This is a genomic window from Mycobacterium sp. E3298 (assembly GCF_001666895.1).
Lineage (GTDB): Bacteria > Actinomycetota > Actinomycetes > Mycobacteriales > Mycobacteriaceae > Mycobacterium.
Map to the genome: position 1 here is coordinate 1 of NZ_LZJB01000247.1, position 18615 is coordinate 18615.

At 68.5% G+C, this 18615-nt stretch carries 22 protein-coding genes; 12 read left to right on the forward strand and 10 right to left on the reverse strand.

The annotated features are described in order from the left end of the window. A partial coding sequence (locus tag A9X05_RS11635; RefSeq protein ID WP_231978334.1) for a DUF4333 domain-containing protein occupies positions 1 to 339 on the forward strand: 339 nt, incomplete at its 5' end. Here the strand turns inward: A9X05_RS11635 and A9X05_RS11640 are convergent. Continuing rightward, a complete protein-coding gene (locus A9X05_RS11640; protein WP_067781483.1) occupies positions 320 to 1279 on the reverse strand; it encodes a nitronate monooxygenase family protein in 960 nt (319 codons plus the stop codon). The genes A9X05_RS11635 and A9X05_RS11640 overlap by 20 nt on opposite strands. Beyond that, on the reverse strand, positions 1276 to 1656 hold the full coding sequence (locus A9X05_RS11645; RefSeq protein ID WP_067781486.1) for an NYN domain-containing protein: 381 nt from the start codon (positions 1654 to 1656) through the stop codon (positions 1276 to 1278). Before A9X05_RS11645 ends, A9X05_RS11640 begins: the two co-directional genes overlap by 4 nt. A gap of 121 nt (positions 1657 to 1777) precedes the next feature. Here A9X05_RS11645 and A9X05_RS11650 point away from each other — a divergent pair, with 121 nt between their 5' ends. Continuing rightward, positions 1778 to 2962 carry an acyl-CoA dehydrogenase family protein gene (locus A9X05_RS11650; protein WP_067781489.1) on the forward strand — a complete coding sequence of 395 codons (1185 nt, stop codon included), beginning with the start codon at positions 1778 to 1780 and terminating at the stop codon, positions 2960 to 2962. A gap of 17 nt (positions 2963 to 2979) precedes the next feature. Here A9X05_RS11650 and A9X05_RS32585 read toward each other — a convergent pair whose 3' ends face one another. After that, positions 2980 to 3654, reverse strand: a complete 675-nt coding sequence (locus tag A9X05_RS32585) for a PE domain-containing protein (protein WP_067781493.1) — start codon at positions 3652 to 3654, stop codon at positions 2980 to 2982. Between the two features lie 186 nt (positions 3655 to 3840). Here A9X05_RS32585 and A9X05_RS11660 point away from each other — a divergent pair, with 186 nt between their 5' ends. The 3 genes from A9X05_RS11660 to A9X05_RS11670 are packed head-to-tail and all read left to right on the forward strand — an operon-like array spanning position 3841 to position 5603. Further along, the gene (locus A9X05_RS11660; RefSeq protein ID WP_067750576.1) at positions 3841 to 4743 is read left to right on the forward strand and encodes an NAD(P)-dependent oxidoreductase; all 903 of its coding nucleotides are present in this window, start codon (positions 3841 to 3843) and stop codon (positions 4741 to 4743) included. Positions 4744 to 4753: 10 nt separating this feature from the next. After that, a complete protein-coding gene (locus A9X05_RS11665) occupies positions 4754 to 5188 on the forward strand; it encodes a helix-turn-helix transcriptional regulator (protein ID WP_067781496.1) in 435 nt (144 codons plus the stop codon). Positions 5189 to 5192: 4 nt separating this feature from the next. Continuing rightward, complete coding sequence (locus tag A9X05_RS11670; protein ID WP_067781499.1) at positions 5193 to 5603, forward strand: VOC family protein; 411 nt, start codon at positions 5193 to 5195, stop codon at positions 5601 to 5603. 83 nt (positions 5604 to 5686) lie between these two features. Here the strand turns inward: A9X05_RS11670 and A9X05_RS11675 are convergent, their stop codons facing one another. Then, positions 5687 to 5941 (reverse strand): hypothetical protein, encoded by a 255-nt coding sequence (locus A9X05_RS11675; protein ID WP_067750584.1) that lies wholly within the window; start codon positions 5939 to 5941, stop codon positions 5687 to 5689. A gap of 280 nt (positions 5942 to 6221) precedes the next feature. Between A9X05_RS11675 and A9X05_RS11680 the strand changes: the two genes are divergently transcribed. Together A9X05_RS11680 and A9X05_RS11685 are read left to right on the forward strand one after the other, a co-directional pair. Next, positions 6222 to 6869, forward strand: coding sequence for a heme-binding protein (locus A9X05_RS11680; RefSeq protein ID WP_067781502.1), 648 nt, complete (start codon positions 6222 to 6224; stop codon positions 6867 to 6869). 46 nt (positions 6870 to 6915) lie between these two features. Beyond that, the gene (locus tag A9X05_RS11685) at positions 6916 to 7749 is read left to right on the forward strand and encodes a class I SAM-dependent methyltransferase (protein ID WP_067781505.1); all 834 of its coding nucleotides are present in this window, start codon (positions 6916 to 6918) and stop codon (positions 7747 to 7749) included. A 2-nt stretch (positions 7750 to 7751) separates the two neighbouring features. On the opposite strand, the gene A9X05_RS11690 is transcribed toward A9X05_RS11685, so the two are convergent. Beyond that, positions 7752 to 8762, reverse strand: a complete 1011-nt coding sequence (locus A9X05_RS11690) for an NADP-dependent oxidoreductase (RefSeq protein ID WP_067750590.1) — start codon at positions 8760 to 8762, stop codon at positions 7752 to 7754. Here A9X05_RS11690 and A9X05_RS11695 point away from each other — a divergent pair, their 5' ends adjacent. Both A9X05_RS11695 and A9X05_RS11700 read left to right on the forward strand, forming a co-directional pair. Next, positions 8763 to 9488 carry a hypothetical protein gene (locus tag A9X05_RS11695; RefSeq protein ID WP_231969122.1) on the forward strand — a complete coding sequence of 242 codons (726 nt, stop codon included), beginning with the start codon at positions 8763 to 8765 and terminating at the stop codon, positions 9486 to 9488. Between the two features lie 29 nt (positions 9489 to 9517). Continuing rightward, positions 9518 to 10363, forward strand: coding sequence for an SAM-dependent methyltransferase (locus tag A9X05_RS11700; protein WP_067781507.1), 846 nt, complete (start codon positions 9518 to 9520; stop codon positions 10361 to 10363). A 1-nt stretch (position 10364) separates the two neighbouring features. Here the strand turns inward: A9X05_RS11700 and A9X05_RS11705 are convergent, their stop codons facing one another. Then, positions 10365 to 11213, reverse strand: coding sequence for a family 16 glycosylhydrolase (locus A9X05_RS11705; protein ID WP_067750596.1), 849 nt, complete (start codon positions 11211 to 11213; stop codon positions 10365 to 10367). Between the two features lie 732 nt (positions 11214 to 11945). Next, positions 11946 to 12617: a cutinase family protein gene (locus tag A9X05_RS11710; protein ID WP_067781510.1), complete on the reverse strand. Its 672-nt coding sequence runs from the start codon at positions 12615 to 12617 to the stop codon at positions 11946 to 11948. A gap of 102 nt (positions 12618 to 12719) precedes the next feature. Between A9X05_RS11710 and A9X05_RS11715 the strand changes: the two genes are divergently transcribed. Then, positions 12720 to 13382: a class I SAM-dependent methyltransferase gene (locus tag A9X05_RS11715; protein ID WP_067781526.1), complete on the forward strand. Its 663-nt coding sequence runs from the start codon at positions 12720 to 12722 to the stop codon at positions 13380 to 13382. An 11-nt stretch (positions 13383 to 13393) separates the two neighbouring features. Here the strand turns inward: A9X05_RS11715 and A9X05_RS11720 are convergent, their stop codons facing one another. Genes A9X05_RS11720 through A9X05_RS11730 form a run of 3 tightly spaced genes read right to left on the reverse strand, consistent with a single transcriptional unit; the run spans position 13394 to position 16474 of the window. Then, positions 13394 to 14470, reverse strand: a complete 1077-nt coding sequence (locus A9X05_RS11720) for a prenyltransferase (protein ID WP_067781514.1) — start codon at positions 14468 to 14470, stop codon at positions 13394 to 13396. Next, complete coding sequence (locus A9X05_RS11725) at positions 14457 to 15215, reverse strand: class I SAM-dependent methyltransferase (RefSeq protein ID WP_067750605.1); 759 nt, start codon at positions 15213 to 15215, stop codon at positions 14457 to 14459. Before A9X05_RS11725 ends, A9X05_RS11720 begins: the two co-directional genes overlap by 14 nt. After that, the gene (locus tag A9X05_RS11730; protein WP_067781517.1) at positions 15209 to 16474 is read right to left on the reverse strand and encodes a glycosyltransferase family 4 protein; all 1266 of its coding nucleotides are present in this window, start codon (positions 16472 to 16474) and stop codon (positions 15209 to 15211) included. Before A9X05_RS11730 ends, A9X05_RS11725 begins: the two co-directional genes overlap by 7 nt. 493 nt (positions 16475 to 16967) lie before the next feature. On the opposite strand from A9X05_RS11730, the gene A9X05_RS11735 reads away from it, so the two are divergent. After that, the gene (locus A9X05_RS11735) at positions 16968 to 17675 is read left to right on the forward strand and encodes a DUF1906 domain-containing protein (protein ID WP_231972784.1); all 708 of its coding nucleotides are present in this window, start codon (positions 16968 to 16970) and stop codon (positions 17673 to 17675) included. 40 nt (positions 17676 to 17715) lie between these two features. Then, on the forward strand, positions 17716 to 18477 hold the full coding sequence (locus tag A9X05_RS11740) for a glycerophosphodiester phosphodiesterase family protein (protein WP_197499028.1): 762 nt from the start codon (positions 17716 to 17718) through the stop codon (positions 18475 to 18477). The last annotated feature ends 138 nt before the right edge of the window (positions 18478 to 18615 follow it).

Here is an 18615-nt window from a genome sequence, read left to right on the forward strand (position 1 = left end):
ACGCTCGGCGGCAAAGGAGTACCGGCGGTGAATGGCGGCAAGTTCGGTGTTATCGCTGGGGTGCTGGTGGGCGTGGTGAGCCTGCAGCTCACCGGGTGCGGCACGAAAACGACGGTCAAACCCGACGGCGCGGCAAAATCCGTCGTCGACGTCGTCTCGAGCCAAACCGGATTCCACCCGGCCGACGTGAACTGTCCGTCGGGCGTCGAAGCCAAGGTCGGCCAGGAGTTCGACTGCCACTTCACCGGCCCGGAGGGCAAGCCCTACACCGCGCACATGCGCATCACCAAAGTCGAGGGCGAACAAGTCGTCTTCGACGTCAGGAGCCGCCCGAGCTAGGCCCCGGCTGCCCCAGCCGGCCCGCGGCGTCCGCCAGCACTTCGCGACACCCCACCCACATCCGCTCGATGATGTCGGCGGCCGGGGGGAGGTCCGAAATCCGTCCGGCGACCTGACCGGTGTTGGCGACACTGGCGTCCATGTCGCCGTCGAAGTAGAGCCGCTGCACCCGCTGCAGCGCCGCGGCGCCCTCGCCGGAAGACGTTGCGGCGTCGAGCCTCTCGGCGGCCGCCGTCCGGATGACGCGCATCATGCGTTTGCCGTCGAGGGGTAGTAGCACGGTGGCCGTCTCGTCGGCCGCGACGACCGCCCGCTTGAGGTTGGTGTGCACCGGGGAATCCGCCGAGGCGAGCAGCCGGGTGCCCATCTGCACGCCTTCGGCGCCCAGAACGAACGCGGCGGCCATCGAACGTGCGTCGCAGATCCCGCCCGCGGCCACGATCGGCACGTCGACGTGCGCCGCGACCAAAGGCAGCAGCACCATCGTCGACGCGCCGAATCGGTTCTTGAACCCGCCGCCCTCGACACCCTCGACCACCAGCCCGTCCACTCCGGCGTCGACGGCCTTGCGCGCTGCCGCGAGGGTGCCCACCACATGGAAGACGGTGATGCCGGCTTCGTGGAGCCGGCCGGTGAACAGTCGCGGATCGCCCGCGGACGTGGTGACGAAGCGAATGTCGTTGTCCACCAGCAGATCCACGGTGGTCGGGTCGCGGTTCATGATCAGCGCGATGTTCGCGCCCACCGGCCGGTCGGTGAGGTCGCGCACGCGCCGCAGATCGGCTCGGCCCTGCTCGGAGGTGGTCTCGATGATGCCCAGCGCCCCGGCGTTGGACACCGCCGCGGCCAGCCGGGCGCCCGCGATGTACGTCATCGGCGCCTGGATGATCGGGATGTCGATCCGCGCCAACCCGCAGACCCGATTGGTCGTCGTGTTCATGTTCCCCTCGGATCGATGAGGTCACGGAAGCCGGCGGCGGGGTGCACGGACGCACCCAGGCTCAGCACGCGTTCGCTCAGCCCCTTGTCCGACGTCACCACGCGTACGTCGCGCGGACGGGGGTCGGCGCGGAGGCGACGGACGATTTCGTCGTCGGCCGAGTTGGCGGCCGCCCTGGGCGCGTAGGCGATCTCGACCACGGATGCGGGGATGGCCGTCGAGGGCGGCCGCTCGAACACGACCGTCACGTCGTCTCCCTGGGCGGCGGCCCAGCGGTCGAGTCTGTCGACCAACGCGGCCATGGCGCGGGCGCGGTCCTTCCACCAACCGTCCGGGCGGCTCCCGATCACGTTCATCCCGTCCACGATCCACCGCACGCTCCCTACGCTAGGGCGACCGATCGCGCGCGCTCGCGCTCACCCGCGAATTTCATTCTTTTCGACTCTGAGCGGTTGGTACGGTCACCAGGTGATGCCGTCGCGACGATGGGACAGGTGAATGACCTCGATAGCCGACACCGATGACCGGGTCGTCTCACTGGCCCGCGGCATGCGCGAGCTGGTGCTCGCCGAGGCCGCCGAATCCGAACGGGCGCGCACGCTGACCCCGGCGATCGTCGGCGAGATGTGGGCGACCGGGCTGATGTCCGCGTTCAACCCGGCCGAGGCCGGCGGGGTCGAGCCCTCGTTCACCGAAATGATCGAGACGTGGATCGAAATGGCTTGGCAGGATGGCTCTTTCGGTTGGGTGGGCATCGCCAATCTGCCATCCTCGTTCGCCGCGGCGGCATACCTGCCCGACGAGGGCTTCGCCGAGGTGTTCACCGCACACGACAACCGTGTCACGATGGGCGGCCAGTTCTTTCCCAACGGGCAAGGGGCCGCCGTCGACGGCGGCTACCTGGTGAGCGGGTCGTGGAATTTCGGCTCGGGCATCGGGCACTCCCAGTACGTCGCCGCCGGGTTCCTCCCGATGGACGACGGCGAAATGCGCTGGATCAGTGAGGGCTTCCCCGAGATGCGGGTCGCGGTGATTCCCCGGGATCAGATCAGCTTCAACGACGGCTGGTTCGTGCAGGGACTCAAGGGGACTGGCTCATACGACTACAGCGCCCAAGAGGTGTTCGTCCCGGCGAGCCGCACCTTCGAGCTCTTCGTGCGTCAGCCGTACCGGGGGGCTTCGCCGGCCACCCGGATGGGGCTGATGCCGGTCACCGCAGCCGGTCACGCGTCCTGGGCGCTCGGCGTCGCCAAGAGCATGCTGGACGACGTTCAGGAACTGGCGGCGACGAAGTTCCGGATGAGCGACATGGCGTCGTTGGCCAGCCGCCCGACCTTCCAGAAAGGGCTGGCGCACCATCGCGCGGCCTGGCGCGCCGCGCGTCTGCTGGTGCTCGACGCGTTCACCACCGCCGAGGCCGCGGTCGCGGCGGGGGAGGACCTGACGCCCACCCTGCGCGCGGACATGCGGGTGGCGGCGGTCTTCGCGACCGACACGGCCCGCGGCTGCGCCGAGTGGGCGCACCTGGTCGCGGGCACCAGTTCGATCCGGGAGGGCAGCCGGCTCGAGCGGGCCTTCCGCGACATCTACACCGGCACGCAGCACGCCTTCATCAGCGAGAAGGTCGCCATCGACGTCGCGCAGATCTGGCTCGGCATCATCGAGGACCAGCCGGGGTTGTGACCCGCTGACGGTCCCGCCTACACCAGGCGTTCGCCCGGCTCGTCGCGCCGGCCGTCGTCCTCGGCGCCGGTCTGCGACGAGGCCAGACCCGGTCCGGCGGTGCTACCGGCCGACGCGCCCTGAGCCACCGAGCCGAGCGAACTCAGCGGGGCCGCGCCCGCGCCCAGCAAAGTCGACGCGGCGTTGGTCGCGCCGGGCATCGCCGCCACCGGGCTCGGCGTCACCGGCGGGGTGGTCGGCACCGTCGGTGACGGGTTGGCAACCGGCACTCCGGCGACCGGGCTGGCCAGCGGCGGCGTGCGGGGGACCGGGCCGCCGGCGACCGGCGCCTCTGCGCCCAGCATTCCGCCGCCGGTCGGGCCGACGAAGGTCTGGCCGGCGATGCGGGCTCCGCTGACGTCCAACGCACCGGCCGCCTCGACGTCGACCTGGGTGTACATCCGGGCGATGTCGGTCAGGGCCACGCCGGTGCGGGCGACCTCCTCCTGAGCCGCGGTGTTCAACGTCAGCATCGCGGCGCCCTCCGCGGCGAACGCCGCGGCCGCCAGCGCCGAAACCTCGTCGGCCCCGGCGGGGACCAGCGCGGTCACCGGTGCCGACGCCGTCGCGCCGGAAGTCAAACCGCGGGTGGCGATGTCGACGACGTGCAACCCGATGGCACCGGCGGCCGGGTCATGGGACATCGATTCCATGTGCGTACTGCTCCTGTGCGGGCGTTGAGCGCCGGTACGTCAAAGGACCAGCTGAGCCGGGCGATGCAACAAGTCTAACGGCGCCGGCGGGGTGCTGCCCACACTTTTCATCGGCCCGGCGATGGCCCCCATCCCGATGAACCCTGAAAGCCCGGGCGTTGTCCCAACGTCGCCTACTATCAGCGCATGCGCGGTTCGAAGATCCTGATCACCGGCCCGACCGGACAAATCGCAACCCCCATTGCGCGGGCGCTGGCGGTCGACAACGAGGTGTGGGGCATCGCCCGCTTCACCGACCCGGCCGCACGCGAAGGCCTGGAGAAAGCGGGCGTTCACTGCCAGACGGTCAACTTGGCCGCCGGCGACTTCACAGCTCTGCCAAGCGATTTCGAGTACGTCCTGAACCTCGCGGTGGCCAAGAGCGGGAACTGGGACAAGGATCTCGCGGCCAACGCGGAATCGGTCGGGCTGCTGATGGCGCACTGCCGCGGCGCGAAGGCCTTCCTGCACTGTTCCTCCGCCGCCGTCTACGACCCGCCGGACGACCTTCCCCGAAGCGAAAGCTCCGCCCTGGGCGACAACCACAAGTGCCTGTTTCCCACCTATTCCATCTCCAAGATCGCCGGGGAGGTCGTCGCCCGGTCTACGGCGCGGGTTCTTGGGTTGCCCACCACCATCGCCCGGCTCAACGTTCCCTATGGCGACAACGGCGGGTGGCCGTTCTACCACATGGAGATGATGCTGGCGGGCATCCCGATCCCGGTCCCCCCTGGTGAATCGGCGCAGTACAACCCTATTCACGAGGACGACATCATCGCGACCATCCCGAAGTTGCTCGAGGTGGCGTCGGTCCCGGCCACGACGGTCAACTGGTGTGGCGACCAGACGGTCAGCATTCAACAGTGGTGTGGCCACCTGGGCTCACTGGTCGGCAAGGAGCCGGTATTCGAGGTGAGCGCGCAGGCGCTGCGCGGCAATCCCACCACCAGTGACCGGATGCACGAACTCATCGGGGGCACGACGGTCGACTGGCGGGACGGGCTGCGCCGCATGGCCGCCAAGTTCCATCCGGAGTTGGTCGGCGCTTAGGGGCGGACAGGTGCGCCCAGGATCCGACCACGCGCGGCTGCGGACGCTCGCGCTGCTCAGGCGCGTCCGTGACCGGATCGACAGGGAGTACGCGCGCCCGCTCGACGTGGAGGCGCTCGCCCGCGAGGTGCACATGTCCGCCGGCCACCTGAGCCGCGAATTCCGCCGGGCTTACGGCGAGTCGCCGTACTCCTATCTGATGACCCGTCGCATCGAGCGCGCGATGGCGCTACTGCGGCGCGGCGACCTGAGCGTCACCGAGGTGTGCTTCGCCGTCGGTTGCTCCTCGCTGGGCACCTTCAGCACGCGCTTCACCGAGTTGGTCGGCGTGCCGCCGAGCACCTACCGACGCCGGGCGGTGGACGCGCTGGCCGGAATGCCGCCGTGCGTGGCCAGACCGGTCAGGAATCGAGAAGCACCGGTCACTGGGCCGCACCTAGCCTGACCCCATGGACATCACGATTCACTCGAGCTTCCTGCCGCACGACGACCCGGAATCCTCGCTCGCGTTCTATCGCGACACGCTCGGCTTCGAGGTCCGCCTCGACGTCGGCAAGGGCAAGATGCGCTGGATCACCGTGGGCCCCCCGAACCAGCCCGACACTTCGATCGTCCTGAACCCACCGGCCGCCAACCCGGGCATCACCGAAGACGAACGACGCACGATCGCCGAGATGATGGCCAAGGGCAGCTACGCCACGTTGCTGTTGGCCACCAAAGACCTCGACCGCACCTTCGAACGGTTGCAGGCCGACGACGTCGACATCGTCCAGGAGCCGACAGACCAACCGTACGGACTCCGTGACTGCGCGGTGCGCGACCCCGCCGGCAACTTGATCCGTATCCAACAACTGCGCTAGCCGCCGGATACCGACTTCGCCTCGACGCGGGAAAGCCCCGAACCGCATCAGGATTCGGGGCTTTCCTCAGCTCACGGCCGCGGTCATGATCCCTTGGAGTAGCGGGTCAGGAACCCGAAGGCCGCCACCGCCGAGACCGTGCCGATCACGCCCCACAGCACCAGTTGGAAGACCATCGACCCGAAGAGCCAGCCGAACGTCATGCCGATGTATAGGGCCCAGATGAGCCGGTACGCGCTCCATAGCGCGACCGCGCCGGCGCTGAGTCCGATGTAGAGGCTGCGCTGCCGGTCGACCCGATTGATCTGGTCTTCGATGCTGGCCGGGACGATCTTCATTTCTGACTTCCTTTCGTGAGGCGGCGCCGGAGTGGCGTCGTCGTTGCGTCAAGTACAAATCGCGGCGCGGGCTACCGATCCCAACGTTGTCCGCACGACGGAGGCACGGGCGCACGCCCATCTCGTGGTGAAAGACGAGGGCGGGTCGGCGTCGCGCTCGGGCGGACCCGCCGTGCGGCACCATGGCGTAGGTGGGTCGATGCGATCAGGGCACGCGCCGGCCCCTGCGCTACCGGCATCGGACGTGGTGCCGTCGCGACGCTAAAAGGAGATCGACCAGATGATGAACCCGATCAAGATCGCCGCGCAGGTGGCCGAATCGCTGCTGGCGGTCGGTGGTGTGCGGGTCGGCCTCGAGGAGCCGGCGTACACACATAAACGGATCACCGACACCGTCGAGATACGGCGCTACGGTCCGCGGATTGCCGCCGAGACGATCGTCGACGCCGACGAGAACCGCGCTCGCGACGTCGGGTTCCGGCGGCTGGCGGGCTACATATTCGGCGGCAATCGGGACAATTCATCGATCTCGATGACCGCGCCCGTCAGCCAGCAGTCGAGCCCGGGCGGCCGGCAGATCGCGATGACCGCGCCCGTCGTCCAGTCCGCCGGCGACGAGGCCGGCTGGGCGATCCGCTTTTTCATGCCCGCGAAGTGGACGATGGAGACGCTGCCCGCGCCCGACGACGATCAGGTCCGGCTCGTCACGGTGCCGCCCGCGACCGTGGCGGTGCTGCGATTCACCGGCGACCGGAGCCCCAAGGCAGTCGCCTCCCGCACCGCGGAACTCCTGAAGATATTGCAAGACAAGGGGATTGAGCCCACCGGAGACGGGGAAGCCTGGTTCTACGACCCGCCCTGGACGGTGCCGATGCGGCGCCGTAACGAGATCGCAATCCCCATCGACGCGGCCTCGGCGCCGTGGTAGCCGGGCTGCTGGCCGGCGCATTGCCCAGCGATTACGGCTTCGCGTGATGGGAGATGACCACAAGAAGGTGGACGCGCGGCTGCTCACCGGTGTTTCCGAGACGGCCCTGCTGACGCTCTACGGAAGAGCACACCAGGCGGCGCGCCCCGACGCGATCATCGACGATCCGATGGCAGTCAAGCTCGTCGATTCCATCGACTTCGACTTCGAGAAGTTCGGCCGCCGCGGCCAGGAGATGGCGCTGCGCTCGCTGGCCGTTGACCGATGCGCGATCGACTACCTCACCGCCCACCCCCGGGCCACCGTCGTCGCGCTCGCGGAGGGCTTCCAGACGTCCTTCTGGCGCTTGGACCGCGCGCTGCCCGACCCGCAATTCAGTTGGGTCTCGGTGGATTTGCCCCCGGTCGTCGAACTTCGTCAGCGGCTGCTGCCGCATCCGCCGCGAATGACCTATCTCGCCCAATCCGCCCTCGACTACACCTGGATCGACGAGGTCGACGCCCGCGACGGCGTGTTCATCACCGCCGAAGGCCTGTTGATGTACCTGCAGCCCGACGCGGCGCTGGGGCTCATTTCCCAGTGCGCCAAGAGCTTCCCCGGCGGCCAGATGTTCTTCGACCTACCGCCAACGGTGGTCAAGAAGGTCGCACGAAAGGGGCTGCGCTCCTCCAAGTGCTACCGGGTGCCACCGATGCCGTTCAGCCTGTCGGTGCGTCAACTTGCGCAGCTGGCGCGCACGACGCCCGGAATCCGCGCCGTGCACGACGTACCGATGCCCGCGGGGCGGGGGGTGTTCTTCGGGACGCTGTACCCCGCGCTCTGGCGGTTCCCGCCCGCGAAGCCCTACCGCGGGGTCTACGCCCTCCTGGAATTCGGCTGAAATCAGCCGATCTTGACCACCAGCTTGCCGACGTTCTTGCCGTCGAACAGCATGTTGATCGCCGTCGGCAGCTGCTCGAACCCCTCGACGACGGTCTCGAGCGGCGTGAGCTTTCCCGCTTCGATCAGGCCGGCGATCTCGCCGATCGCTTCGGCCGCGCGCCCGAAGTGGTCGAGGACGATGAAGCCCTGGACGGTGGCCCGCTGGATAAGCAGGTTCCCGAACGCGCGCGGACCGGGCGGGGGGTCTTCGGCGTTGTAGCCGGAGATCAGGCCGCAGAGCGCGACACGGGCGCCGATGTTGAGGCGCGCGAAGATGGCGTCCATCAGGTCGCCCCCGACATTCTCGAAGTCGACATCGATGCCGTTGGGTGTCGCCGCGGCCAGTTGGGCGGCCCAATCGTCGGCGCGGTGGTCGACCGCCGCGTCGAAGCCCAGCTGATCGGTGAGCAGCGCACACTTCTCGGGACCACCGGCGATCCCGACGACACGGGCGCCCGCCGCCTTGGCCAGTTGCCCGGCGACCGAGCCCACCGCGCCGGCCGCCGCCGAGACGACGACGGTCTCGCCGGGTCGGGGCTTGCCGATGTCGCGGATCCCGATCCACGCGGTGAGCCCGGTCATCCCGAGCGCCCCCAGGTAGGCGCTCGGCGAGATGCCGGGTGCCACCTCCACCGGGTTCACCATCGCCGTGTCCGTGAGCACCGCGTACTCCTGCCAGCCGAGGAGCCCTTGCACCTGCTGCCCGACCGCGTAGGAGGGGCTCTTGGACGCGACCACCTCGCCGATCCCGGCGGCGCGCATGACCTCGCCGAGCCCGACCGGGGGCAGGTAGGTCGGGGTGTCGTTGATCCACATCCGGTTCGTCGGGTCGAGCGAGATCCAGCCGACGCGCACCAGCGCCTCCCCGTCGTTGAGCTCGGGGATCGCCTCTTCGGTCAATTCGAAAGTGTTGGGGCCGATGCGGCCCGTGGGGCGTTCGCGGAGCAGGAAACGACGGTTTCGATCGGTCATATGCGCACCGTACCCTTCAACAAGAGCCCGCCGAACGAAAGGTTTTGCGCGGTGAACGTGATGTCGCGAATCGTCGTCGTCCCCGTCGTCGCGCTGCCGATCGCGGTCCTCTCGCTGCCCGCGACGGCCGCCGCCGACCCGCCGCCCACCCAGCAGATCACCGTCGTGGCCGTCGGCCCCGATGGCCAGCCGATCAACGGTTACCGGGTCGCGTCCGGACCGGGCAATGTCGGCGAGGCCAGCGACTGCAGCACGGCGTCGCCGTCCGCCGTGGCCGACAACGTCTACTCCTGCTCGCCGAGCGCGGCGGGCGCCGGCACCTGCTGGCCGTCGACGGCCGGATCGCTGCTGTGCGTAGATAATCCCTGGGACAAGAGCATGCATCGCGTGACGTATGACCGTCCGCTTCCGCCCGTGACCGCGCCCGCCACCCCGGACCCGTTTGCGCTGACGCTCGACGATGGCACCCGTTGCCGGCTCCGAAACGGCGGGGCCTGGGGTTGGCGCGCCGACGGCTACGAGGGCGCCTACTGGTGCGGTGACCCACATGCCAACCTTTCGGTGCTGTGGCTGCCCAGCCAGGGCGCCGGAAGCTGCATCGACCGCTCGTCGGCGACGTGGACCGTCAAGGTCGGTCAGCTCGGCACGGGGGAGGCCGCCCTGCCGCCGCCCCAAACCCGGACGGTGGCGGAAGCGTGGTTCGCGGGGGGCAAGGCCGGTCAATAGGCCGGCGCGGCTGCTGCTATAACGCAGGTATGTCCACCCCCAGGCACACGATCACCCACGTCTCGGACACGGCCCGCTGGACCGCGCTGCACCGGGCGACCGAATCGGCCCGCCGCGACGCGCTGTTCAACGACCCACTCGCCGAGCGCCTCGCCGGCGAACACGGCCGTGAGATCGTCGCCGACGTCCCGAGGTCGAGCCGCAACGGATGGTGGCTGGTCGCGCGCACGAAGATCATCGACGACACCATCGCCCAAGCGATCGCCGACGGCTGCGACCGCGTGCTGAACCTGGCCGCGGGCCTGGATACCCGGCCGTACCGGTTGCGGGTTCCGCCGGAGTTGACGTGGGTGGAGGCGGACCTGCCCAGGCTGCTCGAGGAGAAAACGCAGTCGCTCGCCGACCAGACACCGCACTGCCGGCTGACCCGGGTTGCCGTCGACCTGGCCGAACCGCAGGCCCGCGCTGCCTTCCTTGACGACGCCCTGCGTGGCGCGACCAAAGCGCTGGTGCTGACCGAGGGATTGTTGATGTATCTGGATACCAGCGACGTCGTCGCGCTCTCCGCGGCGCTCAAGCGGCCCGAGGTGGCCTGGTGGATGCTTGATTTCGGCGGCCCCGGCTTGAAGAAGATGATGAACGAGAAGATGGCCGGCATGCGCCAAAACGCACCGTTCAAGTTCGCACCGGAGAACGGGTTGGCGTTCTTCGAGGACCTCGGCTGGCGCGTCGCACAGGCGCAGTCGCTCTTTGTCGCCGCGAACCGGTTCCGTCGGTTACCGATTTTCATGCGGCCGCTCGCTTGGTTGCCCCAGCCGGATCCGCGTCATCCCGGTAGCAGGCCCTGGAGCGCGACGGTGCTGCTCACCCCGTGAGCTACCAGACGCGCATCCAGTCCACGAGCATGTCAGCGGGATAGGACCCTGGCCCTGGGTCGCCGCCACCGGAACCCGCCACCGCGAGGTTGAACACCGGATAGACCGTGTAGCCGGGCGCGTTGAACGGCCAATCCGGCAGAGAGCTGGCCGGCACGTCGAAGTAGGGCTGCGCGCCGTCGGCATAGTCCTTCCAGAACCGGATGCCCGCCTCGTCCCACTGGGTTCGCCAGGTGTGCCAGCCGCTGTCCATCGCGATGTTGTGGGTCTTCCACTCTCCGCCGTTGGCTTTGGCGTGGACGGTGGTGGCGGAGGGCCAGCTGCCGTTGCCGTACCACTCCATGACGTCGATCTCGCCCTGGTCGTCGTTGCCCAGCCAATAAGCCGGCCAGGCGCCGGCGGTCAGGCAGTTCAGCTTGATGCGGGCCTCCCAGGTGTGGCCGACCCCGCCCCGCCAGAGGCTTTGAACCTTGCCGCTGTAGTAGGTGGGTCCGTCCTTCGCCGCCCGGAGCACCAGGTTGGAGTTGCCGTCGAGGAAGACGTTGCGGCGATCGTCGCGGTACTGCCCGATGCGATCGGGCTGCTCCCAGTACGTCGGGTCCTTGATCGTCTCGCGGGCCTTGGCCACGGTCCACTTCGAGGCGTCGGGCGCCGAGCCGGCGGGACCGTCGAATTCGTCCTGGAAAATGTAGGTGCCGGTTTGGCCGCTGGGCGCTTCGGGAGCGGGTGGGCGATCCGCCGGCAGGCCCCGTCCCGAGGGGCGGGCCCGGGCCTCCGGCGCAGGCAGCGCCGCTGCCAGCACGCCGATCCCGGTCGTCAACATCATGCGGCGGCGATCCATCTTGGGCATACGCAAGGGACCATAGCAGCCGCCGGCCCGGGGGCAGAAGCCGGAATTGTTGTCGGTGGCTGCCGCTAACGTTTCGGATCGCAGGCGGGCCAGCGCGGACGTCGGCGTGAAGCGGCTGATGGATTAATCAAAATTCACGGCCAATTCTCAACTTTGTGGGTGGTTTGGTCTCAGGATCGTCCGGGCATTCTGGATCACAAGCCGATAACCACAAGTCGTAGAGCTTTTGCGGGTTGCGCTGAGAGGAGTTAACGATCGTGGCTAATACAACGGGAGCGACGGTTATTTTCCTTCAGTCCCATCCGCGATGGACTGCGGCCCAGCGACACGAGCGCGAGCGCAGCGAGGCGATGCGCCGCCACCCCGCTTTCCACGCCCGTCAGCGCGCCGCGGTATCCGGCGGCGAGGTGGTCCCGCTCGTCCGCGACTTCAAGCTGTACTCGAGCACAAACACTTCGGCCTGAGAATTTCCGGGCGCAAATTGCGCCAAAGGTGGCAAGCGGTCTTACTCGCCCGGCCGAGCTAATCGCCCCGCAAAAACGATCCGATAACTCTGCGCGTCCGGCACGCCGACCATCGGGTCCCTCGCGGGCCCCACCCTCCTGACCTTTCGCATTGCAACCGTCGCCTTTCGCGCTACAAAGCGAGTCGGTCGCGAAAAGCGATGGGCAACAATTGTTTTCCTGGCCCGGTTCTCTGCGGGGACGCCGGCGCGGAGCCCCGCCTGAGGGGTCAGAGCTTGCCGGCGACGAAGTCGGCGGCCTGGTTGGCCATCCCGGCGTCGATGTACGCACCGGCCAGGTGCTGGGGCCAGTTGGCTTTCCAGGTGTTCGGGTCGGCCGGGTTACAGATGGGGTCGGCGCCGTGGCACAACTCGATGGTCCGGTCGTTGTAGACCGGGCTGAAGTTGGTGATCGGGCCCACCCACTGGCTGCCGTTGCCGAACAACGCCACGGCGGCGATGTGCTGGTCGGCGCCCGAGGGCAGGGGGCTGTCGAAGCCGAACGCGCCGATGGGGGCGGCGAGCACAACGTCTGTCACCGCCGCGCCCAGCGAGTAGCCGCCGAGCACCAGCCTGGTGTTCGGGCAGTTGGTGATCATGTCCTGCACGTGGCGGCTCATGTCGTTGGCGCCCTGAGCGACCTCGGTGTCGGCGGGGTAATTGACGGCATAGACGCCGATGTTCTTGTTGACCTTGGACCGGAGCGCACTGATGAAGGCGTTGCCCAGCGCGCCCGCTCCGGGCGATTCCATCCGGCCGCGGGCGAACACCACCTGCACCGGGGGACAGTTGGCGGCCGCGGCGCGGGGAATCGCGGGCGACGGCAGCGCAGCCGGCAGCGCCAGCGCGGCCGCGGTCAGAACCGCGGCCAGGCCGATGTCACCGAGTCTGCGGGCGAGCACAGCATGATCGTAAAGCGATCCCGCGTCCGCCGCTGGTCAATGTTGCCGGCCGCCTTGGACCACCCCGATCGGGTGCCGCGGGTGACCGATAGGTTCTTCGGTGTGAGTCACACCGACGTCGGATCGACCGAGCGCCTGTTCGCATTGGCCGAGCAGGTGCGGGGGTTCCTGCCCGCCGACGAGGGGCACGCGCTTCACGACGCCGCGCTGCAGTATCTCGGCGGCGGCGTCGGTGTCGAAATCGGCACCTACTGCGGCAAATCCACGCTGCTGCTCGGCGCGGCCGCCCGACAAACCGCGAGCGTGCTCTACACGGTCGACCACCACCACGGCTCCGAGGAACACCAGGCCGGCTGGGAGTACCACGACGCCTCGCTGGTCGACGAGGTCACGGGCTTGTTCGACACCCTGCCGACGTTCCGTCGCACGCTCGACGCCGCGGGGCTGGACGACCACGTCGTCGCCATCGTGGGCAAGTCGCCGGTCGTGGCCGCCGGATGGCGCACGCCGCTGCGGTTTCTGTTCATCGACGGCGGCCACAGCGAGGCCGCGGCGAACCAGGATTTCGACGGCTGGGCGAAGTGGGTCGCCGTCGGCGGGGCGCTCGCCATCCATGACGTGTTCCCTGATCCCCGGGACGGGGGGCGGCCCCCGTATCACATCTACTGCCGCGCAATCGATTCCGGCCAATTCCGGGAGGTCTCGGCGACCGGATCGCTGCGGGTGCTCGAACGCGTGAGCGGCGAACCGGGCGCGCTGATCTGACCGAACTCAGGTCACCAGCCGGGGCCGGTGGCAACGCATTCGCAGTCGAAGTCGGTCTGCAGGCCTATCGGTAGTCCCTCCCCGCGGAAGATCCCGGCGCCCGCGGTGGTGTTAGACAGCGCATCAGCGGCGAGGATCATCGCCGCACCCGTCCACGTCGTCCGCTCCTCGGGCCAGCGCTTCCCGTCGGCGAACACCAAACCGGTCCAGTACGAGCCGTCCTGCTCACGGAGGTGCTGCATCGCGCCGAACTGCCGATGGGCTGCCGACCGCTGGCCGATCGCGTCCAGCGCCATCACCAGTTCGCACGTCTCGGCGCCGGTCACCCACGGCCGGTCGGCCACACAGCGAATGCCCAGGCCGCCGACCACGAAATCGTTCCAGCGCTCTCGGATTCTCGCGGCCGCCTCGGGTCCGCGCAGCGCGCTGCCCAGGATGGGGTAGTACCAGTCCATCGAGTAGCGGTCCTTCTCGGTGAACGCCTCGGGATGCGCGGCTATCGCATGGCCGAGCCGGCCCAGCGCCAGTTCCCACTCCGGCTGCGGCTCGCCGACCAGGGCGGCCAGCGCCAGGGCGCACCGGATGCTGTGGAACACGCTCGCGCAACCGGTCAGCAGCGCTTCCTGCAGCAGACCGGCTTCGCTTCGGGCCCAACAGATCTCGCCATAGCCGACCTGCAAGTCGATGACGAAGTCGATCGCCTTGTGCACCACCGGCCACATCCGTGCGGCGAAGCGCCGGTCACCGGTGACCAGCACGTGGTGCCACACACCGGTGGCGATGTAGGCGCAGAAGTTGCTGTCGCTGTTGCCGTCTTCGACGACCCCCGCGCGGAGCTGGATCGGCCAGGAGCCGTCGGCCCGCTGGGTCCGTCGGCTCCAGTCGAACGCGGCGCGCGCCGGTTCCAGCAGTCCGGCGGCGGTGAGCGCCATCGCGCACTCGACATGGTCCCACGGGTCGGTGTGGCCGCCCTCGGACCAGGGGATGGCTCCGGAGGGTTCCTGGATGGCCGCGATGGACCGCGCGGTTTGCCGGCATTGCTCGGGGGACAGGACGCCCGCGACCGAGGGTGGGTTAACCCGACGCAACTGAATATCCCACCGTCGCTTGGCTTTCTGCCGCCGGATGCTTGACGAAGTACATGGCCACGCTCTTGCCGACCAGCGGATTGAGCAGCGATTCGGCCAACTGCGTCACCCTCGGTCGCCGCATCAGGTCCCACACCAGGAGTTTGTGGTACGCGGTCACGGCGCGGTGCTCGGTGTTCGACACTCCCACGGCGCATTTCAACCACCAGAAGGGGGCGTGCAGCGCGTGCGCGTGGTGGGCATGCGTCAATTGCATCCCGCCATCGAGGATCTTCGCGCGCAATTCACTGGCCCGGTAGATACGCACGTGGCCGCCCTCGTTGCTGTGGTATTCGTCGGACAGCAACCAACACACCCGCTCCGGAAGCCAGCGCGGCACACTGACCGCCAACGTGCCGCCCACCTTGAGCACCCTGATCAGTTCGGCGATGGCGGCGTCGTCATGCGGGATGTGCTCGAGGATTTCGGACGCGATCACGCAGTCGAACGTCTCGTCGGCATACGGCAACTTCAGCGCGTCGCCGACCACCACCCTCGCCGACGCCGCGGCGGGCGCCTCCCCGGTTTCCGCCATCGCGCGCAAAATGGTGTCCACCGAACGCAATTCGGCCTCGTCCTGGTCGAACGCGACCACGTCGGCTCCGCGCCGATACGCCTCGAATGCGTGCCGGCCGGCCCCGCAACCGACGTCGATGACCTTGGTGGCCGGCCCGATCCGCAGCCGGTCGAAATCCACCGTCAGCATCGCGCTTCCCCCTCGGTCGCCGACGCAGCGGTGTTACGGGCGATCGCGCGGTCATACACCCGAACCGTCTGCGCGGCCACGGCCTCCCAGCTGAAGACGTTGACCGCGCGGGTGCGTCCCGCCTCGCCCAGGCTCCGCCGCTTCTCCGGCGAGTCCAGCAGGTCACCGAGCGCGCGAGTGAGCGCGTCGACGTCGGCGGGCGGCACCAGCTCGGCGCACGCGCCGTCGGTGCCCAGGACTTCGGGGAGTGCGCCCACCCGGCTGGCCACGATCGGCGTCCCGCTGGCCATGGCCTCCACCGCGGGCAGCGAGAACCCTTCGTAGAGCGACGGAATGCAGGCGACCTCGGCCGACGCGAACAGCGCCGCGAGCTCGGCGTCGGAAAGCCCGCTGGTGATGTGGACGATGTCGGAGATGCCGAGCTCGGCGATGAGTTTGTGGGTGGGACCGTTGGGCTCCACCTTGGCGACGAGGCGCAGCTCGAGATCTCTGCGCGTGCGCAGGCGGGCCACCGCGTGCAGCAGCGTGCGCACCCCCTTGAGCGGCGTATCGGCGCTGGCGATCGCGATGATCCGTCCGGCCTGCCGGGGCCGCGACGCCAGCTTGAACAGCTCGGTGTTCACGCCCAGCGGCACGACGTGCAGCTGGTCGGGGGAGACGCCGAAGTCGCTGACGATGTCCGCGGCCGACGACGAGGAGACCGTCAGCAGGTCGGGAATCTGGCGTGCGACCTGCTGCTGCATGCCGAGAAATCCATACCATCGCTGCACCAACGGTTTTCGCCACCACCGCGCGGCGGCCAGGTCGAGCACCCGGTCACGGGTGATGGGGTGGTGCACGGTGGCCACCACCGGCAGGCCCGCGCCGGCGATCGTGAGCAGTCCGGTGCCCAGGCTCTGGTTGTCGTGGACGACGTCGAAATCGGCGGTCCGGCCGGCCAGCAACCGGGCGGCGCGCATGGTGAACGTCCGCGGTTCCGGGAACCCGGCGGTCCAGGTGGTAAGCAGTTCCAACAGGTCGATCGAGTCACGGATTTCGCTGGGCCGCGGCACGCGGAACGGGTCGGGCTCGCGGTAGAGGTCGAGGCTGGGGACCTTGGTCAGCCGCACCCGCGGATCGAGCAGGTCGGGGTAGGGCTGGCCGGAGAACACCTCGACGTCATGACCGAGTTCCACCAGTCCGTGGCTGAGATGGCGCACGTAGACGCCCTGTCCGCCGCAATGAGTTTTACTACGGTAGGACAGCAGGGCAATTCGCATACTCAACTCTTCTTTGCTGGTGAATGACCGCGGAACAGCGCCGAACCCATCGCGGTCAACGGACTCCCGAACTCCGTGACAGCAAACTGGACATGTGTCCAGACTATAGTTCGATCACCTAATCGAGCGCAACGAGCTCGAACATCACCGGCACCCGCGAAAACGATCCCACGGAAATCCGGCACTTAAGGATCATGCCACCCGGCCCCGACCGGGGTTGACCAGAGTCCGAGCGGCCACTCGGCGGAGAATGCGCGCGCGCCTGCGCAGTCGCGCGGCAGTCGGCGATGGGTGTTCCTCACCTCCGCCGGCGCACCGCGGGGGGCCCAAGCCGACGGTGTTCGGTGCCGCGCAGTCGCAGCACCGGTCCTGAGCTGTTTGTTACCATCGCGCGGTGCAGGGTTCGGCTGCATCAGGCGAACGCCGCGGACGGCGATCGGCGTCGCGACGCGACGTCCTAAAACTTGCCGTGGCGCCCGCTTTCCTCAGCTTCGTGACCTCGGCCGCCAACTCCGCCGCGCCGACGGCATTCGCCGCCGACCTGCGGCTGATCGATTTCGCCGAGCGCAGGATTTCGCCGGACGAGATCAAATCGGCGGGCTATGCCGGGGTGGTGAATTACGTTTCCGAGTCGCGGCCGGGCGCGAATTTCGAGGCGAAGCCGATCACCCGCGAGTACGCGGACGCGCTGCGCGCCGCGGGTCTGCAGATCGTCAGCAATTTCCAGTACGGCAAACCCGGGTGGCCGGACCCGTCGGATTACACCCGCGGCTACGACGGCGGGGTGGCCGATGCCCGGACGGCGCAACGGTTGCACGCCGCGGCGGGGGGCCCGGGCTCGGCGCCGATATTCTTCAGCGTCGACGACGACATCGACGAGAACACCTGGAACAGCGTTGCGGTGCAGTGGTTTCGGGGCATCAACTCCGCGCTGGGCGTGGGCCGCACCGGCATCTACGGGCATGCCAACGCGTGCGGCTGGGCGATCCGGGACGGCGTCGTCGGGAACTCGACCACACCCGGGCACCGGTGGGCTTGGCAGACGAAGTCGTGGTCGCACGGCGCGCGCGAACCCGCCGCGGTTCTTTACCAGTCCGTGGTCAACAGCCCAAGCAACCCAAGCCCGCTCCTTGGCGGGATCAACGTCGACATCGACGAGGTGTTGGCGGCCGACTACGGCCAATGGGGCCTGGATCGGTGAGCCGTGCAGGCGGCTGATGGCTGATCGCGGCGTGCCCACCGTGCAGTTTCTGCGTAGTGCCGGGCGAATCGCCATGGCGCACAGGGGGTTTACGTCGTTCAAGTGGCCGATGAACAGCATGGGAGCGTTCTGCGAGGCGGCCAAGCTTGGGTTTCGATACATCGAGACCGACGTTCGGGCGACACGCGACGGCGTCGCCGTGATCCTGCACGACCGCGCCTTCAGGTCGGACGCGGGCGCAACGGGCGCCATCGACCGCTCGGATTGGCGCGACGTCCGCCACCTGCATCTGGGCGCGGGAGAATCGATACCGACCCTCGAAGAGCTCCTCGCCACGCTGCCGGACATACGGGTCAACATCGATATCAAGTCCGCGTCCGCCGTCGTTCCCACCGTCGAGGTGATCGAGCGAATGAAGGCGCACGACCGGGTGTTGATCACCTCGTTTTCCGAACGCCGTCGGCGTCGGGCGCTGAGGCTGCTGTCCAGGCGGGTGGCCAGTTCGGCGGGTATCGGCGCGTTCCTGGCGTTGCCGGCGGCCCAAACGCCGGCAAGCCGGGCCTATGCCTGGCAGCTGTTGCGGGACAGTGACTGCCTGCAGCTGCCGCCACGGCTGGGTCGGATACCGATCATCACGCGCGGACTCGTCCGCGCCCTGCACGAGTCCGGACGCCAGGTGCACGCCTGGACGGTCGACGACCCGGACACCATGCACGCACTTTTCGATAGCGGCGTCGACGGCATCATCACGGATCGGGCGGATGTGCTCCGCGAGGTGCTCGTGGCCCGCGGCGAATGGTGACCGCACCAGCACCCGCTGATTCAGCCGGTCGGCCGGCGCCCGAGGACCACGAGACATAAACCACGGCGAGTGTTCGCGGCGTGTCGTGTGCGCCGTTTATGTGTCGCGAGTCGACCGATCACTCACCTGACGCACGGC

What these genes read in the sequence shown, in the direction of transcription:
- A9X05_RS11730 (WP_067781517.1), bottom strand. Translation starts at nt 16,474, where the DNA reads ATGCGAATTGCCCTGCTGTCCTACCGTAGTAAAACTCATTGCGGCGGA.
- A9X05_RS11675 (WP_067750584.1), bottom strand. Translation starts at nt 5,941, where the DNA reads ATGAAGATCGTCCCGGCCAGCATCGAAGACCAGATCAATCGGGTCGAC.
- A9X05_RS32585 (WP_067781493.1), bottom strand. Translation starts at nt 3,654, where the DNA reads ATGGAATCGATGTCCCATGACCCGGCCGCCGGTGCCATCGGGTTGCAC.
- A9X05_RS11700 (WP_067781507.1), top strand. Translation starts at nt 9,518, where the DNA reads ATGTCCACCCCCAGGCACACGATCACCCACGTCTCGGACACGGCCCGC.
- A9X05_RS11725 (WP_067750605.1), bottom strand. Translation starts at nt 15,215, where the DNA reads ATGCTGACGGTGGATTTCGACCGGCTGCGGATCGGGCCGGCCACCAAG.
- A9X05_RS11670 (WP_067781499.1), top strand. Translation starts at nt 5,193, where the DNA reads ATGGACATCACGATTCACTCGAGCTTCCTGCCGCACGACGACCCGGAA.
- A9X05_RS11695 (WP_231969122.1), top strand. Translation starts at nt 8,763, where the DNA reads ATGCGCACCGTACCCTTCAACAAGAGCCCGCCGAACGAAAGGTTTTGC.
- A9X05_RS11705 (WP_067750596.1), bottom strand. Translation starts at nt 11,213, where the DNA reads ATGCCCAAGATGGATCGCCGCCGCATGATGTTGACGACCGGGATCGGC.
- A9X05_RS11690 (WP_067750590.1), bottom strand. Translation starts at nt 8,762, where the DNA reads ATGACCGATCGAAACCGTCGTTTCCTGCTCCGCGAACGCCCCACGGGC.
- A9X05_RS11685 (WP_067781505.1), top strand. Translation starts at nt 6,916, where the DNA reads ATGGGAGATGACCACAAGAAGGTGGACGCGCGGCTGCTCACCGGTGTT.
- A9X05_RS11640 (WP_067781483.1), bottom strand. Translation starts at nt 1,279, where the DNA reads ATGAACACGACGACCAATCGGGTCTGCGGGTTGGCGCGGATCGACATC.
- A9X05_RS11660 (WP_067750576.1), top strand. Translation starts at nt 3,841, where the DNA reads ATGCGCGGTTCGAAGATCCTGATCACCGGCCCGACCGGACAAATCGCA.
- A9X05_RS11680 (WP_067781502.1), top strand. Translation starts at nt 6,222, where the DNA reads ATGATGAACCCGATCAAGATCGCCGCGCAGGTGGCCGAATCGCTGCTG.
- A9X05_RS11650 (WP_067781489.1), top strand. Translation starts at nt 1,778, where the DNA reads ATGACCTCGATAGCCGACACCGATGACCGGGTCGTCTCACTGGCCCGC.